Raw genomic sequence first — 18,373 nt, forward strand, 5'->3', positions numbered from 1 at the left:
TATAACGCGATATAGCGATTCGTGCTCAGCTCAGAACCTCTTCATATTTGTATATCGGTAACTGACGATTTACATTTCGTTCCATCGCGATATACCGCTACAACGAGCCTCACCCCATGCCTCTCGATCTCGACGAAATAATAAAAGCGCTGGCCCACCCGGTCAGGCGAGAAATCCTCAGCTGGCTGAAAGACCCGGCAACGCAGTTCCCCGACCAGTACCACAGCACCGAGAACGGTGTGTGTGCCGGGCAGATCGACCAACGCTGCGGCCTGTCGCAGTCGACCGTCTCTGCCCACCTGGCCACCTTGCAGCGCGCCGGGCTGATCCGCAGCCAGAAGATCGGCCAATGGCACTTCTTCAAACGCGACGAAGCCACCATCGAGGCGTTCCTCGAACAACTGCGCCAAACACTTTGACAAAGCAGGTAACCGCTATGACCACGCTTTTCGATCCGATCACCCTGGGCGACCTGCAACTGCCCAACCGCATCATCATGGCCCCACTCACCCGCTGCCGTGCCGACGAAGGCCGCGTACCCAATGCGCTGATGGCCGAATACTACGTGCAGCGCGCCAGCGCCGGGCTGATCCTCAGCGAAGCGACGTCGGTCAGTGCCATGGGGGTCGGCTACCCGGATACCCCCGGTATCTGGAACGATGAGCAGGTACGTGGCTGGAACAACGTCACCAAGGCTGTGCATGCCGCAGGCGGACGCATCTTCCTGCAACTGTGGCACGTTGGCCGTATCTCCCACCCCAGCTACCTGAACGGCGAGCTGCCGGTGGCCCCCAGCGCGATCCAGCCCAAGGGGCATGTAAGCCTGGTGCGCCCGTTGAGTGACTACCCCACCCCACGCGCGCTGGAAACCGAAGAAATCATCGACATCGTCGAGGCCTACCGCAGCGGTGCCGAGAATGCCAAGGCGGCTGGCTTTGATGGTGTAGAAATCCACGGCGCCAACGGTTACCTGCTCGATCAGTTCCTGCAAAGCAGCACCAACCAGCGCACAGACCGCTACGGCGGCTCGCTGGAAAACCGTGCGCGCCTGCTGCTGGAAGTGACCGATGCGGCCATCGAGGTGTGGGGCGCGAACCGCGTGGGCGTGCACCTGGCACCGCGCGCCGATGCACACGACATGGGCGATGCCGACCGCGTCGAAACCTTTACCTACGTGGCCCGTGAACTGGGCAAGCGTGGCATTGCCTTTATCTGCTCGCGGGAGAAGGAAGCCGATGACAGCATTGGCCCGCTGATCAAGGAAGCGTTTGGCGGCCCGTACATCGTCAACGAGCGGTTTGACAAAGCCAGTGCCAATGCGGCGCTGGCCAGCGGCAAGGCCGATGCTGTAGCGTTTGGCGTGCCGTTCATCGCCAACCCCGACCTGCCGGCGCGGCTGGCGGTGGATGCGCCACTGAACGAAGCGCGACCCGAGACCTTTTATGGCAGGGGGCCGGTGGGGTACATCGATTATCCGCGGTTGTAATCGAGATTGCCGGGGCCGCTTTGCGGCCTTGTGTCGCGATAGGAGGGCAAAGCCCTCCCATGAATTGTCACTGCCGGGTGTTGATCTGCTGTTGCAGGTTCTGAATCTGGCTCTGCAAGGTATTCAGGTTCCGCGTCATCTGTGCCCGGAAAGCATCGAACTCCTGCACCGAAGCACCACCGGGCGCCGCCGCAGCCGGGCGGTTGTCGATCTGGCTCTTGAGCACCAGCATGTCCTGCTCCAGGCCTTGAATGGCAGCGCTCGGGTTTCCCTGCTTCTTCAGCGCCGCGATATCGCTGCCCAGGCTCTTGAGCTGCCCGTCCAGCTTGCCGCCATCCACCTGCGCGGCCTTCAGCGCGGCAACCTGCTCATTCAACCCCTTGAACTGGGCATCCAGCTTGCCCCCATCCACCTGGCCCGAACGCAGCGCGGCCAGTTCGCCATTCACCAGCTTCAACTGCGCCTGCAACTGGCTTTGCAGCTCGGTCACAGCCTTCTGCTGCTCACGGGTATCAGCCAGCACCTGCTCCAGGCGCTTGCCCAGGTCACCGGTCTGCCCGGCCACACCTTTCTGCAACTGGCGCAGTTGAAGCTTCAATGCCTCGCTGCTGGTGGTAGCGCCAGACTCACTGGCATCCACCTTGCCGCTGATCGCCTGCAGGCGCCCTGCCGCTTCTTCACTGATGCGGGCAAAACTTTCCTGGGTTGCCACCAGTTGCTGCTCCATCAACGAGATCTGCTGGAAGCTCCACCAACCCAGGCCTGCCAAGGCGATGAACGATGCACCGAGCAACGCCCACAACGGCGCCGTGCTTGGCCCGCGCGCGGCCTTCTGGCGGCTGCGCACTACGTGCGCCGGCATCAGTTCGTCATCATCAACGGTGCCCGCCCGCAAGGTAGGCACGTCATCGTAGTCATCGTGAGCATGGTTACGCATGGATACATTCAACCGCGGTAGTCGCAAAGAGGCACGAGTATAAACCGCCAGCGCGGCGCATTGATGACCATTGTCAGCCCTGCGGCTTCACTGCCCCGGCGGCAGGTGCTTCCACCAGCCACAGAATTCATCCAGCGCTGTCCACAGGCTGACCTTGGGCTGGTAGTCCAGATACTGCCGGGCGCGGCTGATATCCAGGGTGAAATCGCGGCTCATCACCTGCATCCCCAGGCGCGACAAGGTCGGTTGCGGACGCCCTGGCCACAGCATGCAGGCCGCCTCGTTCAGCGCGGCCAGGCTGTAGGCCAGGCCGTAGGAACGGTAGCGGGTAACCTGCGGCAGCTGCATCTGGCGCATCACGTAGTTGACCACATCCCACAGCGGCAGCGGCTGGCCGTTGCTGATGTTATAGGCCTGGCCCAGCGCCCTATCGTCGGCGAACAAGGCGCTGAGCAGCGCCTCGTTAAGGTTGTGCACACTGGTGAAGTCAACTTTGTTCAGGCCATTGCCGATGATTGCCACGCGGCCTTTGCGTTGCATCTGCATCAGCTTCGGGAAAATGCTGGCATCGCCGGCGCCCGTGACGAAGCGCGGGCGCAGCGCCAGCACTTCCAGGCCAAACTCCTGCGCGCCGAATACTTTCTGCTCGGCCAGGTGCTTGGTTTGCCCGTAGTGGTCGTGGAAGCGGCGCGGTACCTGATCTTCACGGACATCCAGGCGCGAACGGCCATTGAAATAGATCGACGGCGACGACAGGTGCACCAGGCGCCGTACATGCTCCTTCAGGCAGCCCTCGACCACGTTCTCGGTTACCACCACGTTACCTTGGTAGAAGTCCTGGTACCGCCCCCAGCTGCCCACCGCGCCCGCGCAGTGCACCACGGCCTCGACGCCCTGGCACAGGCGACGGGCCAGCTCGGCATCGCCCAGGTCGCCAGGGATGAACTGGGCGCCGCGCTTGACCAGGTGCTCGACCCCTTCGGCGCGGCGGCCGCTGACCCGCACGTCCAGGCCCTGCTCCAGGGCAAAGCGCGCAAAGCGCCCGCCGATGAAGCCGCTCGCGCCGGTGACCAGAATTCGCATGTAAGACTCCGTCTTGCCAGATTTCAGATGCAACTGACGCCAGCCGTGGCTACAAGGGCACCAGCCATTGCCGTGCGGTGTACCGCAGGTGATCGGTCAGTTGCGCGAGCAATTGCCCGCCATTGCGCCAATGATGCCAGTACAGCGGCACATCGATAGGGGTATCGCGACAGATTTCCACCAACTGCCCGCTGGCCAGTTGCTCACGGGCCTGCAGTTCGGGCACCAGTCCCCAGCCCAGGCCGGCCTCGGTCATGCGCAGGAAGCCTTCGGAGGACGGGCACAGGTGATGCAGAAAACCGTCCTCGATACCCAGCGATGCCAGGTAGCGATGCTGCAGGAAGTCGTCCGGGCCATACACGATCGCCGGGGTACGGGCCAGGCGGCTGGCGACAAAACCCTGGGGAAAATGCCGCGCCATGAACCCGGGGCTAGCCAGTGCCCGGTAGCGCATGGCGCCCAGTGGCTGGCTGCGTGCCCCCGCTACCGGGCGCTCACTGCCACACAGGCAGGCCGCCACTTCGCCGGCACGCATACGTTTGAGGCCCACTTCCTGGTCTTCTACCACCAAGTCGGTCAAAACGTTCTGCTGTGCGCAGAAATCCCCCACCGCGCCGGCCCACCAAGTGGCCAGGCTGTCGGCGTTGAGGGCGATGCGCAGGCGCTCCGGCATACCCTCTTCGTCCAGCGCCGGCACTTGGCGCTGCAAGTCACGTTCAAGCAGGCGCACCTGCTGAACATGGTTGAGCAACTGGCGGCCTACCTCGGTCGGGCCAGGCGGCGTGGCACGCACCAGCACAGGCTGGCCGACCCGCGCCTCCAGCAGCTTGATGCGCTGGGAAATGGCCGACTGCGACAAGCCCAGCACTTGCGCCGCACGCTCGAAACCACCCTGTTCGATCACCGCCGCGAGGGCGGCCAGCAGCTTGTAGTCAAACATCGATTTCTCTAATGCCTTATCAGCTTTATTTGTTTTTCTTATACAGGGCCGGTCATCACAATAGCCAGCATCTTCTACGACCTTTCTGGAGAGCCCCATCATGTGGCAAAGCTATCTCAACGGCATGCTGGTGGCCTTCGGGCTGATCATGGCCATCGGCGCACAGAACGCCTTCGTCCTCGCCCAGAGCCTGCGCCGGGAACATCACTTGCCCGTGGCGGCGCTATGCATCGTCTGTGACGCCATTCTGGTGGCTGCCGGTGTGTTTGGCCTGGCCACGGTACTGGCGCACAACCCGACCTTGCTGGCGGTCGCGCGCTGGGGCGGTGCGGTGTTCCTGATCTGGTACGGCGCCAAGGCACTGCGCAGCGCCTGCTCCAAACAGAGCCTGCAGCACCAGGAAGGCCAAGGCATGCGCTCACGCCGCGCAGTGCTGCTCAGCGCCCTGGCAGTGACGCTGCTGAACCCGCACGTGTACCTCGACACGGTATTGCTGATTGGCTCGCTGGGCGCCCAGCAGACCGCCCCCGGTGCCTACGTGGCGGGCGCGGCCAGTGCTTCGCTGCTGTGGTTCTCCACCCTGGCCATCGGCGCGGCCTGGCTGGCACCGTGGCTGGCACGGCCGGCAACCTGGCGCATGCTCGACCTCATGGTGGCGGTGATGATGTTCGCGGTGGCGGCGCAGTTGATCTTCAACTGATGTCAGGCCTGCAAGGACCGGCGTAACGCGTACCGCCTGAAAGCGACCACCATTGGTCGGCGTCCGCCAAGCCGCTCTGGAACCTCTATTCCCTATGTTTGTTGCGTGGTTATGCGCCGGGGCTGGTGCTATGATCGGGCCCTTGCGTCGCAAAGAGTACAAACTCGCCGACGTACATAGGGCCGCCCGTGATCGGCCCTGCGCAAACCGCGAACTAGACCTGAATCAGGAGATCCACCATGGCTTTTGAATTGCCGCCGCTGCCGTACGCCCACGATGCCCTGCAGCCGCACATCTCCAAGGAAACCCTGGAGTTTCACCACGACAAGCACCACAACACCTATGTCGTGAACCTGAACAACCTGGTCCCAGGCACCGAATTCGAAGGCAAGACCCTGGAAGAGATCGTCAAGACCTCTTCGGGCGGCATCTTCAACAACGCCGCTCAGGTCTGGAACCACACCTTCTACTGGAACTGCCTGGCGCCAAACGCTGGTGGCCAACCGACCGGTGCCCTGGCTGACGCCATCAACGCCGCTTTCGGTTCCTTCGACAAGTTCAAGGAAGAGTTCACCAAGACTTCGGTTGGCACCTTCGGTTCCGGCTGGGGCTGGCTGGTGAAGAAAGCTGACGGTTCCCTGGCCCTGGCCAGCACCATCGGCGCCGGTTGCCCGCTGACCAGCGGCGACACCCCGCTGCTGACCTGCGACGTCTGGGAACACGCCTACTACATCGACTACCGCAACCTGCGTCCAAAGTACGTCGAGGCGTTCTGGAACCTGGTCAACTGGGCCTTCGTTGCCGAACAGTTCGAAGGCAAGACCTTCAAGGCCTGAGTCATTCAGCCCTGAACATGAAGACCCGGCCCTGTGCCGGGTTTTTTTATGCCAGTGCCGGCCTCCCGCGCGCGCGCAAGGCGACACGGTTTTGCTTGCTCAGCCCGCATAGCGCGCTAACATCAAATCTCTGGAAGATTGACACAGCGCATTCAAGTTGCGGGGTCAGGCAACCGATACACTGCTCATGATCGGCCGATAGTGTATCGTCATCGTTGATGGCAAAATGATGCCATGCGCATGGATTAAGGAAACCCCATTGAAGCTGGAATTGCGGAACAGCTTGTCGGTCAAGTTGCTCAGGGTCGTGCTGCTGTCGGCGCTGGCAGTCGGCGTGGTGCTCAGCTGTGCGCAAATCGTCTACGACACCTACAAGACCCGCCAGGCCGTTAACAACGATGCCCAGCGCATCCTCGACATGTTCCGCGACCCGTCCACTCAGGCGGTGTACAGCCTCGACCGCGAAATGGGCATGCAGGTGATGGAAGGCCTGTTCCAGGACGAATCGGTGCGCATGGCCTCCATCGGGCACCCCAACGAAACCATGCTGGCCGAAAAGTCGCGCCCGCTGCAGGACATGCCCATGCGCTGGCTGACCGACCTTATCCTCGGCCAGGAACGCACCTACACCACACAACTGGTCGGCCGAGGCCCTTACAGCGAATACTACGGCGACCTCAGCATCACCCTCGACACGTCGTCCTACGGCGAAGACTTCCTGATCAATGCGGTAATCATCTTCATTTCCGGCGTATTGCGGGCCTTGGCCATGGGCCTGGTGCTGTACCTGGTGTACCACTGGCTGCTAACCAAGCCGCTGTCCAAGATCATCGAGCACCTCACCCAGATCAACCCCGACCGCCCCAGTCAGCACCAGATACCGCTGCTCAAGGGCCACGAGAAGAACGAACTGGGCCTGTGGGTCAACACCGCCAACCAGTTGCTGGCCTCGATCGAGCGCAACACCCACCTACGCCACGAGGCCGAAAACAGCCTGCAACGCATGGCCCAGTACGATTTCCTCACCGGCCTGCCCAACCGCCAGCAACTGCAGCAGCAACTGGACAAGATCCTCGTCGACGGTGGTCGCCTGCAGCACCGTGTGGCGGTGTTGTGCGTGGGTCTTGACGATTTCAAGGGCATCAACGAGCAATTCAGCTACCAGGTGGGCGACCAGCTGCTGCTGGCCCTGGCCGACCGCTTGCGCGCCCACAGTGGCCGGCTGGGGGCCCTGGCGCGACTGGGCGGTGACCAGTTTGCCCTGGTGCAAGCTAATATCGAGCAGCCCTACGAGGCAGCCGAACTGGCGCAGAGCATCCTCGACGACCTGGAAGTGCCGTTCAACCTCGACCACCACCAGCAGATCCGCCTGCGCGCCACCATCGGCATTACCCTGTTCCCCGAAGACGGCGACAGCACCGAGAAACTGCTGCAAAAAGCCGAACAGACCATGACCCTGGCCAAGGCCCGTTCGCGCAACCGCTACCAGTTTTACATTGCCAGCGTCGACAGCGAGATGCGCCGCCGCCGTGAGCTGGAAAAAGACCTGCGCGAAGCCCTGCCCCGCAACCAGTTGTACCTGGTTTACCAGCCACAAATCAGCTACCGCGACCACCGCGTGGTCGGCGTGGAGGCGTTGCTGCGCTGGCAGCACCCGGAGCTGGGCATGGTGCCGCCAGACCAGTTCATCCCGTTGGCTGAGCAAAACGGCAGCATCATCAGCATCGGCGAATGGGTACTGGACCAGGCCTGCCGGCAACTGCGCGAATGGCACGACCAAGGCTTTAGCGAGCTGCGCATGGCGGTCAACCTGTCGACTGTACAACTGCACCACAGCGAGCTGCCACGGGTGGTCAACAACCTGCTGCAGGCCTACCGCCTGCCGCCGCGCAGCCTGGAGCTGGAAGTCACCGAAACCGGCCTGATGGAAGACATCAGCACCGCTGCCCAGCATCTGCTGAGCCTGCGCCGTTCCGGGGCACTGATTGCCATCGACGACTTTGGCACCGGCTATTCGTCGCTCAGTTACCTGAAATCGCTGCCGCTGGACAAGATCAAGATCGACAAGAGCTTCGTCCAGGACCTGCTCGATGACGATGACGACGCCACCATCGTTCGCGCCATCATCCAGCTGGGCAAGAGCCTGGGCATGCAGGTGATCGCCGAAGGCGTGGAAACCGCCGAGCAGGAAACCTACATCGTTGCCCAGGGCTGCCACGAGGGCCAGGGCTACCACTACAGCAAGCCGCTGTCGGCTCGCGAGCTGACCAGTTTCCTGAAGCAGGCGCAGCGTAACCAGGTTTCGATGTTCTGAGCACGCCTGCCCGGTTACATGCCGTGACCGCCATTTACATGAATTGCACGCCCGCCTCTTTACAGCAAATGCAAATCTTTCGCATGATGTTGCGGTTTCGCGTGCCACGGCGCACGGTCCACCCTTGGTCCAACCACACGACGCAGGAAAACCAACAATGATTCGAATGCCTCTGGCCTCCGCCAGTCTGCTGGCCATTGCCATCGCTCTCGCCGGCTGCGGTGAAGGCAAGGACGACAAAGCCGCCGCGCCGCAGGCCCAGGCACCTGCTGCTGCCGCCACCACCGCTGCCGCGCCCGGGGCTGTCGACGAAGCCGCTGGCAAAGCCGTGGTCAAGCATTACGCCGAAATGGTCCATGCGGTGTACAGCGACTCGCTGAGCACCGCCAAAACCCTGCAGACCGCAGTGGACGCGTTCCTGGCCAAGCCCAACGACGAAACCCTGAAGGCCGCCAAGGAAGCCTGGTTCGCCGCGCGCGTTCCGTACCTGCAGTCCGAAGCCTTCCGCTTCGGCAACACCATCATCGACGACTGGGAAGGCCAGGTGAACGCCTGGCCCCTGGACGAAGGCCTGATCGACTATGTCGACAAGAGCTACGAGCATGCCCTGGGCAACCCGGCCGCCGGCGCCAACATCATCGCCAACACCGAGATCCAGGTGGGTGAAGAGAAGGTCGACGTCAAGGACATTACCCCTGAGAAACTGGCCAGCCTGAACGAACTGGCGGGCTCCGAGGCCAACGTTGCCACGGGCTATCACGCCATCGAATTCCTGCTCTGGGGCCAGGACCTGAACGGCACCGGCCCAGGCGCTGGCAACCGCCCGGCATCCGACTACCTGGAAGGCCAGGGCGCCACCGGTGGCCACAACGAGCGCCGCCGTGCCTACCTGAAAGCCGTTACACAGCTGCTGATTACCGACCTTGAAGAAATGGTCGGCAACTGGGCGCCGAACGTCGCCGACAACTACCGCGCCAAGCTGGAAGCGGAGCCTGTCAACGACGGCCTGCGCAAGATGCTCTTCGGCATGGGCAGCCTGTCGCTGGGCGAACTGGCGGGCGAGCGCATGAAGGTTTCGCTGGAAGCCAACTCGCCGGAAGACGAGCAGGACTGCTTCAGCGACAACACCCACTACTCGCACTTCTACGACGCCAAGGGTATCCGCAACGTCTACCTGGGCGAGTACACCCGCCCGGACGGTACCAAGCTGACCGGCCCAAGCCTGTCGTCGCTGGTCGCCAAGGTCGACCCGGCCGCCGACGCCACCCTCAAGGCCGACCTGGAAGCCACCGAAGCCAAGATCCAGGTAATGGTCGACCACGCCCTCAAAGGCGAGCACTACGACCAGCTGATCGCTGCCGACAACGCTGCCGGCAACCAGATCGTGCGTGACGCCATCGCCGCACTGGTCAAGCAGACCGGTGCGATCGAGCAGGCGGCTGGCAAGCTGGGTATTGCCAACCTGAACCCGGATACTGCGGATCACGAATTCTGATCCTGCTGTAGCAGTGTTGACAGAGGCGGCCTTCGGGTCGCCTTTTTTGCTTATGGCCCTTTCGCGGGCAAGCCCGCGCCCACAGAGACTGCATTGTACTTGAGACCTGCAGATTACCTGTGGGAGCGGGCTTGCCCACGAAGAGGCCGGCACAGACAACAGATAACTATGGCCAACTGACACCGATTTCATCCAGCAATTGCAAATTGCTCTTATTCAAACACCCCCACTTTGCTAAGCTTGCACGCCGGTTTTTCGTCCACGCCCAGGATTTTGCATGTCCTCGTCGCTGTCCCGACTCTCCCCGCTGCTGCTGGTCCTCGCCCTCTCTGCCTGTGACGACGCCCCGCGTTTCACCCAGGCCGAACCCGGCGAAGCATTGTCGGGCGGCAAGGCAACCGTGCAGCGGACTGACCGCAACGCCTATTCCCTGCCCTCGGCCAACCTCGCATCCGAACGTCGCGTGGACTTCGCCGTGGGCAACAGTTTCTTCCGCAACCCCTGGGTGATCGCCCCTTCCACCACCACCGCCCGCGACGGCCTGGGCCCGCTGTTCAACACCAACGCCTGCCAGAACTGCCATGTGCGCGACGGCCGCGGCCACCCGCCAGCGCCGGGCAACAGCAACGCGGTGGGCATGCTGGTACGCCTGTCGATCCCCGACCAGCCCTATCTGGCCAAGGTCATCGAGCGCCTGGGCGTGGTGCCTGAGCCGGTGTACGGCACTCAGCTGCAGGACATGGCCATCCCCGGTGTGGCGCCGGAAGGCAAGGTACGGGTGAGTTACACCCGCGAAACCGTGTCGTTCAAGGACGGCCATCAGGTCGAACTGCGCAAGCCGGCCCTCCAGATCAGCCAGCTCGGCTACGGCGTCATGCACCCCGACACGCGCTTTTCGGCGCGGGTGGCACCGCCAATGATCGGGCTGGGCCTGCTCGAAGCCATCCCCGAAGCCGACGTGTTGGCCAACGAAGACCCCGATGACCGCAACCGCGACGGCATCCGCGGGCGGGCCAACCGCGTGTGGGACGACGCCCTGGGCAAGACCGTGGTCGGCCGCTTCGGCTGGAAAGCCGGGCAGCCCAACGTCAACCAGCAGAACGTGCACGCCTTCGCCGGCGACATGGGCCTGACCAGCACCCTGCAGCCCAAAGACGATTGCACCCCGGCACAAACCGACTGCCTCGCCGCGCCCAATGGCGACGGCGCCAATGGCGAAAAGGAAGTCAGCGACAACATCCTGCGCCTGGTCACCTTCTACACCCGCAACCTGGCCGTGCCGGCCCGCCGCGACGTCGGCTCGCCGCAGGTGCTGGCAGGCAAGAACCTGTTCTACCAGGCCGGCTGCCAGGGTTGCCACACACCGCAGTTCACCACCGCCGCCGATGCTGCCGAGCCAGAGTTGGCCAACCAGGTCATCCGCCCCTACAGCGACCTGCTGCTACACGACATGGGCCCAGGCCTGGCCGATGAGCGCACCGAGTTCGCCGCCAACGGCCAGGACTGGCGTACCCCGCCACTGTGGGGCATCGGCCTGAGCGAAACGGTGAGCGGCCACAGCCAGTTCCTGCACGACGGCCGCGCCCGTAACCTGCTGGAAGCCGTGCTCTGGCACGGGGGCGAAGCCGAGGCGGCACGCAACTTTGTACTCACGTTCAATGCCGAGCAACGCACTGCGCTGCTGGCGTTCCTGAATTCACTTTAAAACGCGCAAAGGAGCCGGGCATGTTCCGACCCAAACTGTTGTTCACCAGCCTCGCTGCACTCGCCCTCGGCGCCTGCTCGCCGCAGGACCCGCAAGCCGTCACCTCCGCTGCCATCGCCAAGCAGGTCATCCTGCCCACTTACAGCCGTTGGGTCGAAGCCGACCGCATGCTGGCCGCCAGCGCCCTGGCCTACTGCGAAGGCAAGGAAGACCTGGAAAAGGCCCGTGCCGACTTCCTCAATGCGCAAAAGGCCTGGGCCGAGCTGCAACCGCTGCTGGTCGGCCCGCTGGCCGAAGGCAACCGCGCCTGGCAGGTACAGTTCTGGCCCGACAAGAAGAACCTGGTCGGCCGCCAGGTCGAGCAACTGGTCAACGGCGACAAGCCGGTAGACGTCGCGTCCCTGGGCAAGGCCAGCGTGGTGGTACGTGGCCTGTCGGCCTACGAGTACATCCTGTTCGACAGCAAGCCGGACGTCGCCACTGCCGAGCAGAAAGCCCGCTACTGCCCGCTGCTGGTGGCCATTGGTGAACACCAGAAGGTCCTGGCCGAGGATATCCTCAAGAGCTGGAACAGCACCGACGGCATGCTGTCGCAAATGACCAAGTTCCCCAACCAGCGTTACGCCGACTCCCACGAGGCCATCGCCGACCTGCTGCGCTCTCAGGTCACCGCCCTGGATACCCTGAAGAAGAAGCTGGGTGCGCCGATGGGCCGCCAGAGCAAGGGCATCCCGCAGCCGTTGCAGGCCGAAGCCTGGCGCAGCCACTCCTCGCTGAAGAGCCTGGAAGCCACCCTCAAGGCGGCCGAAACCGTCTGGGTCGGGGTCGACAACCAAGGCCTGCGCGGCTTGCTGTCCAGCGATCAGAAAGCGCTGGCGGACAAGATCGACGCCGCCTACGCTACCTCGCTCAAACTGCTGGCCGACAATCAGAAGTCGCTGGGCGAGCTGCTGGCCGACGACGCTGGCCAGCAAACCCTGAACCAGATCTACGACAGCCTCAACGCTGTCCATCGCCTGCACGAAGGCGACCTGGCCAAGGCGTTGAACATTCAGCTGGGCTTCAATGCCAACGACGGTGACTGATCATGCTGCGACGCCAGGCCCTCAAACTCGGTAGCGTTTTGCTCAGTGCCCTGACCTTGGGCAGCTGGAGCCTGTTCCGCAACAAAGGCAGCGAACCTCTCCTGCTTTCGGCGCGTGACGATGGCGACGGCAAGCACTATGCCGTGGGTTTCCGCCTGGACGGCACCCAGGTGTTCAGCACCCAGGTCGCCCAGCGCTGCCACGCCATCATCCACCACCCCGAGCAGCCAATCGCCCTGTTCGTCGCCCGCCGCCCCGGTACCGAAAGCTACCTGGTCGATTTGCGCGACGGGCGCCTGCTGCAAACCGTGACCTCGCAGCCGAACCGGCACTTCTATGGCCATGCGGTGGTGCACAAGGGTGGCGAATGGCTGTATGCCACCGAGAACGACACGACCGACCCTGGGCGTGGCGTGCTGGGCGTGTACCGTTTTGAAGGCGAACGCCTGGTACACACCGGCGAAATCCCGACCCACGGCATTGGCCCGCACGAGGTTGCCTGGCTGCCCGACGGCGAGACGCTGATCGTGGCCAACGGCGGCATTCGTACCGAAGCCGAAAGCCGGGTAGAGATGAACCTCAATGCCATGGAACCGAGCCTGGTGCTGATGCAGCGTGACGGCACCTTGCTGAGCAAGGAAACCCTGGCCCAGCAGATGAACAGCGTGCGTCATCTGGCAGTGGGCAGCGATGGCACCATCGCCGCCTGCCAGCAGTTCATGGGTGATGCCGATGAAACGGCCGAGTTGTTGGCGATCAAGCGCCCGGGCGAGCCGTTCAAGGCCTTCCCGGTGCCGGAGCGGCAGTTGCAGGCCATGGCCCAGTACACCGCCAGCGTCGCGATCCACAGCGACCTGCGGCTGGTGGCGCTGACTGCGCCACGGGCCAACCGGTTGTTTGTCTGGGACCTGGACACGGGTGCGGTGCGGCTGGATGCACCGATGCCCGATTGCGCGGGGGTTGGCGCGGTGAAGGATGGTTTCGTCGTTACTTCCGGGCAGGGCCGTTGCCGGTTCTACGATTGCCGCAAGGCCGAGCTGGTCGGACAGCCGATGAACCTGCCGTCCGGTTTCTGGGACAACCACCTGCATCTCGTCTGATTCTTCTGCAGCCTTCACTGGCCTCTTCGCGGGCAAGCCCGCTCCCACAGGGACCGTACAATCCGCTGACTACGCGGTTTCTGTGGGAGCGGGCTTGCCCGCGAAGAGGCCGGCACAGGCATTTCACCCCCCTCCCCTGAAAAACAGTCAATACTTCCCCCATCCACACGTGGGCAGGATCGCCCGTTGTCGTGTCTAACCGAATAACAACCAATCCAAGGAACCGGACTTATGCTGCGCCGCCGCATGCTCATCATGTTGGCCATGGTTCTGCTGATCGTGCTGGCCCTGGGGGGCTACAAGGCGTTCTCGATCTACCAGCAGATCCAGGTGTTCACTGCCCCCAAGCCGCCCATCACCGTTGCGGCAGCCTTGGCCGAACAGCGCCAGTGGCAAGCGCGCCTGCCCGCCGTCGGCAGCCTCAAGGCACTGCAGGGTGTGGAGCTGAGCCTGGAGGTGGAAGGCATCGTCAAAGCCCTGCACTTCGACTCGGGCCAGCAGGTCAAAGCCGGCCAGTTACTGCTGCAACTCAACGATGACCAGGAAACCGCCCTGCTTGGCACCGCCCAGGCCGACTTGGGCCTGGCCAAGGTCGATTTCGGCCGCGGCAGCCAGCTGGTCGGCGACTCGGCCATCTCGCGCGGCGAGTTCGACCGCCTCACCACTCAGTACCGCCGCAACCAGGCGGTGGTCGAGCAACTCAAGGCGCAGAAGATCAAAAAAAGCATCAACGCCCCGTTCAGCGGCACCATCGGCATCCGCCAGGTGGACATCGGCCAGTACCTGGCCGCCGGCACGGTGATTGCCACCCTGCAGGACACATCCAGCCTGTACGTCGACTTCAACGTACCGGAACAGGCCCTGCCGCAATTGAGCCTGGGCCAGCAGGTGTTGGTGCAGGTAGCCGCCTACCCAGGCCAGACCTTCCCCGCCAGCCTCAGCGCCATCAACCCCAAGGTCGAGGAAACCACGCGCAACCTGCTGGTGCGCGCCACCCTGGCCAACCCCGACGGCAAACTGCTGCCAGGCATGTTCGCCAGCCTGCTGGTGCTGCTGCCTAACCCACAGCCACAAGTGGTGGTGCCGGAAAGCGCCATTACCTACACCCTGTATGGCAACTCGGTGTACGTCGCCACGCCGAAGAAAGACAAGGACGGCAAGCCGGAAAACGACGATAAGGGCCAGCCGCAGCTGATTGCCGAACAACGCACCGTACAGACCGGCGAGCGCCGCGACGGCGTAGTGGTCGTCAGCAAGGGCCTGCAAGCCGGGGAACAGGTGGTTACCGCCGGGCAACTCAAGCTCACCCCGGGCGCCGCGATCCGCATCGGCCAGGACAAAGCCCTCAAGCCCGAACAGGGCGTGCCGGGCAAGGACTGAGGAGGCTGACATGGCGTTCACCGACCCGTTCATCCGTCGCCCGGTGCTGGCCAGTGTGGTCAGCCTGCTGATCCTGCTGCTGGGTTTCCAGGCCTGGAACAAACTGCAGATCCGCCAGTACCCACAAATGGAAAATGCCCTGATCACGGTGACTACCGCCTACCCCGGGGCCAACGCCGAAACCATCCAGGGCTACATCACCCAGCCGTTGCAGCAGAGCCTGGCCAGTGCCGAAGGCATCGACTACATGACCTCGGTGAGCCGGCAGAACTTCTCGATCATTTCCATCTACGCGCGCATCGGCGCCGACAGCGACCGGTTGTTCACCGAGCTGCTGGCCAAGGCCAACGAAGTGCGCAACAAACTGCCGCAGGACTCCGAAGACCCGGTGCTCAGCAAGGAAGCCGCCGACGCCTCGGCGCTGATGTACGTCAGTTTCTACAGCAAGGAGATGAGCAACCCGCAGATCACCGACTACCTGTCGCGGGTCATCCAGCCCAAGCTGGCCACCCTGCCGGGCATGGCCGAAGCGGAGATCCTCGGCAACCAGGTGTTTGCCATGCGCCTGTGGCTGGACCCGGTGAAACTGGCCGGTTTCGGCCTGTCGGCCACCGACGTGACCAACGCCGTGCGCCGCTACAACTTCCTCTCCGCTGCCGGCGAGGTAAAGGGCGAATACGTGGTCACCAGCATCAACGCCAGCACCGAGTTGAAGTCGGCCGAGGCGTTCGCCGCCCTGCCGGTAAAGACCAGCGGCGACAGCCGCGTGCTGCTGGGCGATGTGGCGCGGGTCGAGATGGGTGCGGAAAACTACGACACGGTCAGCTCGTTCGACGGCACCCCCTCGGTGTACATCGGCATCAAGGCCACCCCCGCTGCCAACCCCCTGGACGTGATCAAGGAAGTGCGCCGCATCATGCCCGAGCTGGAGAGCCAGCTACCTTCGGCGTTGAAAGTGTCGATTGCCTACGACGCCACGCTGTTCATCCAGGCCTCGATCGACGAAGTGATCAAGACCCTTGGCGAGGCGGTGCTGATCGTCATCGTGGTGGTGTTCCTGTTCCTCGGTGCCTTGCGCTCGGTGCTGATCCCGGTGGTGACCATTCCCCTGTCGATGATCGGCGTGCTGTTCTTCATGCAGATGATGGGTTACTCGCTTAACCTGCTGACCCTGCTGGCCATGGTGCTGGCCATCGGCCTGGTGGTGGACGACGCCATTGTGGTGGTGGAAAACATCCACCGGCACATGGAAGAAGGCAAATTGCCGTTCGATGCGGCCCTTGAGGGCGCCCGCGAAATCGCCCTGCCGGTGGTCTCGATGACCATCACCCTGGCTGCCGTGTATGCACCGATCGGCTTCCTCACCGGGCTCACCGGGGCCTTGTTCAAGGAGTTCGCCCTGACCTTGGCCGGGGCGGTCATCATCTCTGGCATCGTCGCCCTCACCCTGTCGCCGATGATGTGCGCCCTGCTGCTTCGCCAGGAGCAGAACCCCAGTGGCCTGGCCCACCGCCTGGACGTGCTGTTCGAACGCCTGAAGGTGCGCTACCAGCGCCTGCTGCATGCCACCCTCGACAGCCGCCCGGTGGTGCTGGTGTTTGCCGTGATCATCCTGTGCCTGATCCCGGTGCTGCTCACGTTTACCCAGAACGAACTCGCCCCCAACGAGGACCAGGGGGTGATTTTCATGATGAGCAGCTCGCCGCAGCCGGCCAACCTCGATTACCTCAACGCCTACACCGACGAATTCACCCCACTGTTCAAGGCCTTCCCCGAGTACTACTCATCGTTCCAGATCAACGGATTCAACGGCGTGCAGACCGGCATCGGCGGCTTCCTGCTCAAACCCTGGAACGAACGCGAGCGCACACAGATGGAGCTGTTGCCGCTGGTGCAGGCCAAACTTGAGGAAATCGGAGGCTTGCAGATCTTCGGTTTCAACCTGCCCTCCCTGCCCGGCACCGGCGAGGGCCTGCCGTTCCAGTTCGTGATCAATACAGCGGGCGACTACCCGGCACTGCTGGACGTAGCACAGCGCATCAAGGCCCGCGCGCAGGCATCCGGCAAGTTCGCCTTCCTCGACATCGACCTGGCCTTCGACAAGCCCGAAGTGGTGGTGGACATCGACCGGGCCAAGGCCGCGCAGATGGGGGTATCGATGGACACTCTCGGCGGCACCCTGGCCACCCTGCTGGGCGAGGCGGAAATCAACCGTTTCACCCTCGAAGGCCGCAGCTACAAGGTGATTGCCCAGGTCGAACGGCCGTACCGCGACAACCCCGGCTGGCTGAACAACTACTACGTGAAGAATGACCAGGGTCAGATGCTGCCGCTGTCGACCCTGATCACCCTCACCGACCGCGCCCGCCCACGCCAGCTCAACCAGTTCCAGCAGCTGAACTCGGCGATCATCCAGGGCGTGCCCATGGTCAGCCTGGGCGAAGCGCTGAAAACCGTTCAGGACATCGCCCGCGAAGAGGCCCCGGAAGGCTTCGCCTTCGACTATGCCGGCGTGGCACGCCAGTACGTGCAGGAAGGCAGCGCACTGTGGGTCACCTTTGGCCTGGCGCTGGCAATCATCTTTCTGGTGCTGGCGGCGCAGTTCGAAAGCTTCCGCGACCCGCTGGTGATCCTGGTGACGGTGCCATTATCGATCTGTGGGGCGCTGCTGCCGCTGTTCCTGGGTATTTCGAGCATGAACATCTACACCCAGGTCGGGCTTGTGACCTTGATCGGGCTGATCAGCAAACACGGCATCCTGATCGTCGAATTCGCCAATCAGTTGCGTGAGGAACGCGGCTTGAGCGTGCGTGAGGCGATCGAGGAAGCGGCGGCGATTCGCCTGCGGCCGGTGCTGATGACAACGGCGGCGATGGTATTCGGCATGGTGCCGCTGATTCTAGCGACTGGCGCCGGGGCGGTCAGCCGCTTTGACATCGGAACGGTGATTGCCACCGGGATGTCGATAGGCACGCTGTTTACCTTGTTCGTGCTGCCCTGTATCTACACCTTGTTGGCGCACAAGACCAAAGCCAAGGAACCTGCCATAGCCTGATCCGGCCTCTTCGCGGGCTTGCCCGCGAAGAGGCCGGTGAAGCAGACGCAAAAATGCCAGAGGCCCCGCGATTGCGGAGCCTCTGGCATTTCTAGCTCACACCGGGTTCAACCAAATGGCCGCAACCCTTGACGCAGACCAAACAGGAACAGCAAAAGGTCCTGGTCCGGCGTGACCTGTGCCTGCTGCTGCGGTTTCGCTTCCCGCGGCAACGCGCACTGGTCGGCCATCTCAGCCTTGCTGAACACAGTCGGCCC

The 18,373-nt window shown here is 63.2% G+C and carries 14 protein-coding genes; 11 read left to right on the forward strand and 3 right to left on the reverse strand.

Annotation, left to right across the window (positions count from 1 at the left end; genetic code table 11):
* The first annotated feature begins 116 nt into the window (after positions 1 to 116).
* Together APH36_RS06725 and APH36_RS06730 are read left to right on the forward strand one after the other, a co-directional pair.
* The gene (locus APH36_RS06725) at positions 117 to 419 is read left to right on the forward strand and encodes a helix-turn-helix transcriptional regulator (protein ID WP_060497993.1); all 303 of its coding nucleotides are present in this window, start codon (positions 117 to 119) and stop codon (positions 417 to 419) included.
* A 17-nt stretch (positions 420 to 436) separates the two neighbouring features.
* The gene (locus APH36_RS06730) at positions 437 to 1,486 is read left to right on the forward strand and encodes an alkene reductase (RefSeq protein WP_060497994.1); all 1,050 of its coding nucleotides are present in this window, start codon (positions 437 to 439) and stop codon (positions 1,484 to 1,486) included.
* Positions 1,487 to 1,553: 67 nt separating this feature from the next.
* Here the strand turns inward: APH36_RS06730 and APH36_RS06735 are convergent, their stop codons facing one another.
* The 3 genes from APH36_RS06735 to APH36_RS06745 form a co-directional block, all read right to left on the reverse strand.
* A complete protein-coding gene (locus APH36_RS06735; RefSeq protein ID WP_060497995.1) occupies positions 1,554 to 2,423 on the reverse strand; it encodes a hypothetical protein in 870 nt (289 codons plus the stop codon).
* An 87-nt stretch (positions 2,424 to 2,510) separates the two neighbouring features.
* Positions 2,511 to 3,506 carry an NAD(P)-dependent oxidoreductase gene (locus APH36_RS06740; RefSeq protein ID WP_060497996.1) on the reverse strand — a complete coding sequence of 332 codons (996 nt, stop codon included), beginning with the start codon at positions 3,504 to 3,506 and terminating at the stop codon, positions 2,511 to 2,513.
* Positions 3,507 to 3,555: 49 nt separating this feature from the next.
* On the reverse strand, positions 3,556 to 4,446 hold the full coding sequence (locus tag APH36_RS06745; protein ID WP_025753946.1) for a LysR family transcriptional regulator ArgP: 891 nt from the start codon (positions 4,444 to 4,446) through the stop codon (positions 3,556 to 3,558).
* A gap of 100 nt (positions 4,447 to 4,546) precedes the next feature.
* Here APH36_RS06745 and APH36_RS06750 point away from each other — a divergent pair, with 100 nt between their 5' ends.
* From APH36_RS06750 to APH36_RS06790, 9 genes are all read left to right on the forward strand, one after another.
* The gene (locus APH36_RS06750) at positions 4,547 to 5,146 is read left to right on the forward strand and encodes a LysE/ArgO family amino acid transporter (RefSeq protein ID WP_019099626.1); all 600 of its coding nucleotides are present in this window, start codon (positions 4,547 to 4,549) and stop codon (positions 5,144 to 5,146) included.
* Positions 5,147 to 5,385: 239 nt separating this feature from the next.
* Positions 5,386 to 5,982, forward strand: coding sequence for a superoxide dismutase (locus tag APH36_RS06755; RefSeq protein ID WP_012274023.1), 597 nt, complete (start codon positions 5,386 to 5,388; stop codon positions 5,980 to 5,982).
* 259 nt (positions 5,983 to 6,241) lie between these two features.
* On the forward strand, positions 6,242 to 8,296 hold the full coding sequence (locus APH36_RS06760) for a bifunctional diguanylate cyclase/phosphodiesterase (RefSeq protein ID WP_060497997.1): 2,055 nt from the start codon (positions 6,242 to 6,244) through the stop codon (positions 8,294 to 8,296).
* 157 nt (positions 8,297 to 8,453) lie between these two features.
* Positions 8,454 to 9,791, forward strand: a complete 1,338-nt coding sequence (locus tag APH36_RS06765) for an imelysin family protein (protein WP_060497998.1) — start codon at positions 8,454 to 8,456, stop codon at positions 9,789 to 9,791.
* A gap of 277 nt (positions 9,792 to 10,068) precedes the next feature.
* Complete coding sequence (locus tag APH36_RS06770) at positions 10,069 to 11,496, forward strand: di-heme oxidoredictase family protein (RefSeq protein WP_060497999.1); 1,428 nt, start codon at positions 10,069 to 10,071, stop codon at positions 11,494 to 11,496.
* Between the two features lie 20 nt (positions 11,497 to 11,516).
* Complete coding sequence (locus APH36_RS06775) at positions 11,517 to 12,581, forward strand: imelysin family protein (protein ID WP_060498000.1); 1,065 nt, start codon at positions 11,517 to 11,519, stop codon at positions 12,579 to 12,581.
* A gap of 2 nt (positions 12,582 to 12,583) precedes the next feature.
* Positions 12,584 to 13,681 (forward strand): DUF1513 domain-containing protein, encoded by a 1,098-nt coding sequence (locus tag APH36_RS06780; protein WP_060498001.1) that lies wholly within the window; start codon positions 12,584 to 12,586, stop codon positions 13,679 to 13,681.
* Positions 13,682 to 13,912: 231 nt separating this feature from the next.
* Positions 13,913 to 15,061 (forward strand): efflux RND transporter periplasmic adaptor subunit, encoded by a 1,149-nt coding sequence (locus APH36_RS06785; RefSeq protein WP_060498002.1) that lies wholly within the window; start codon positions 13,913 to 13,915, stop codon positions 15,059 to 15,061.
* A 10-nt stretch (positions 15,062 to 15,071) separates the two neighbouring features.
* On the forward strand, positions 15,072 to 18,116 hold the full coding sequence (locus tag APH36_RS06790) for a multidrug efflux RND transporter permease subunit (protein ID WP_060498003.1): 3,045 nt from the start codon (positions 15,072 to 15,074) through the stop codon (positions 18,114 to 18,116).
* The last annotated feature ends 257 nt before the right edge of the window (positions 18,117 to 18,373 follow it).

The sequence above is a fragment of the Pseudomonas sp. NBRC 111133 genome, from assembly GCF_001320605.1.
In the GTDB taxonomy this organism is placed as follows: Bacteria; Pseudomonadota; Gammaproteobacteria; order Pseudomonadales; family Pseudomonadaceae; genus Aquipseudomonas; species Aquipseudomonas monteilii.

Bases quoted from the DNA above. Each gene is read 5' to 3' on its own strand.
- APH36_RS06750 (WP_019099626.1), top strand. From the start codon at position 4,547: ATGTGGCAAAGCTATCTCAACGGCATGCTGGTGGCCTTCGGGCTGATC.
- APH36_RS06765 (WP_060497998.1), top strand. From the start codon at position 8,454: ATGATTCGAATGCCTCTGGCCTCCGCCAGTCTGCTGGCCATTGCCATC.
- APH36_RS06730 (WP_060497994.1), top strand. From the start codon at position 437: ATGACCACGCTTTTCGATCCGATCACCCTGGGCGACCTGCAACTGCCC.
- APH36_RS06790 (WP_060498003.1), top strand. From the start codon at position 15,072: ATGGCGTTCACCGACCCGTTCATCCGTCGCCCGGTGCTGGCCAGTGTG.
- APH36_RS06745 (WP_025753946.1), bottom strand. From the start codon at position 4,446: ATGTTTGACTACAAGCTGCTGGCCGCCCTCGCGGCGGTGATCGAACAG.
- APH36_RS06755 (WP_012274023.1), top strand. From the start codon at position 5,386: ATGGCTTTTGAATTGCCGCCGCTGCCGTACGCCCACGATGCCCTGCAG.
- APH36_RS06740 (WP_060497996.1), bottom strand. From the start codon at position 3,506: ATGCGAATTCTGGTCACCGGCGCGAGCGGCTTCATCGGCGGGCGCTTT.
- APH36_RS06770 (WP_060497999.1), top strand. From the start codon at position 10,069: ATGTCCTCGTCGCTGTCCCGACTCTCCCCGCTGCTGCTGGTCCTCGCC.
- APH36_RS06725 (WP_060497993.1), top strand. From the start codon at position 117: ATGCCTCTCGATCTCGACGAAATAATAAAAGCGCTGGCCCACCCGGTC.
- APH36_RS06785 (WP_060498002.1), top strand. From the start codon at position 13,913: ATGCTGCGCCGCCGCATGCTCATCATGTTGGCCATGGTTCTGCTGATC.
- APH36_RS06780 (WP_060498001.1), top strand. From the start codon at position 12,584: ATGCTGCGACGCCAGGCCCTCAAACTCGGTAGCGTTTTGCTCAGTGCC.
- APH36_RS06775 (WP_060498000.1), top strand. From the start codon at position 11,517: ATGTTCCGACCCAAACTGTTGTTCACCAGCCTCGCTGCACTCGCCCTC.
- APH36_RS06735 (WP_060497995.1), bottom strand. From the start codon at position 2,423: ATGCGTAACCATGCTCACGATGACTACGATGACGTGCCTACCTTGCGG.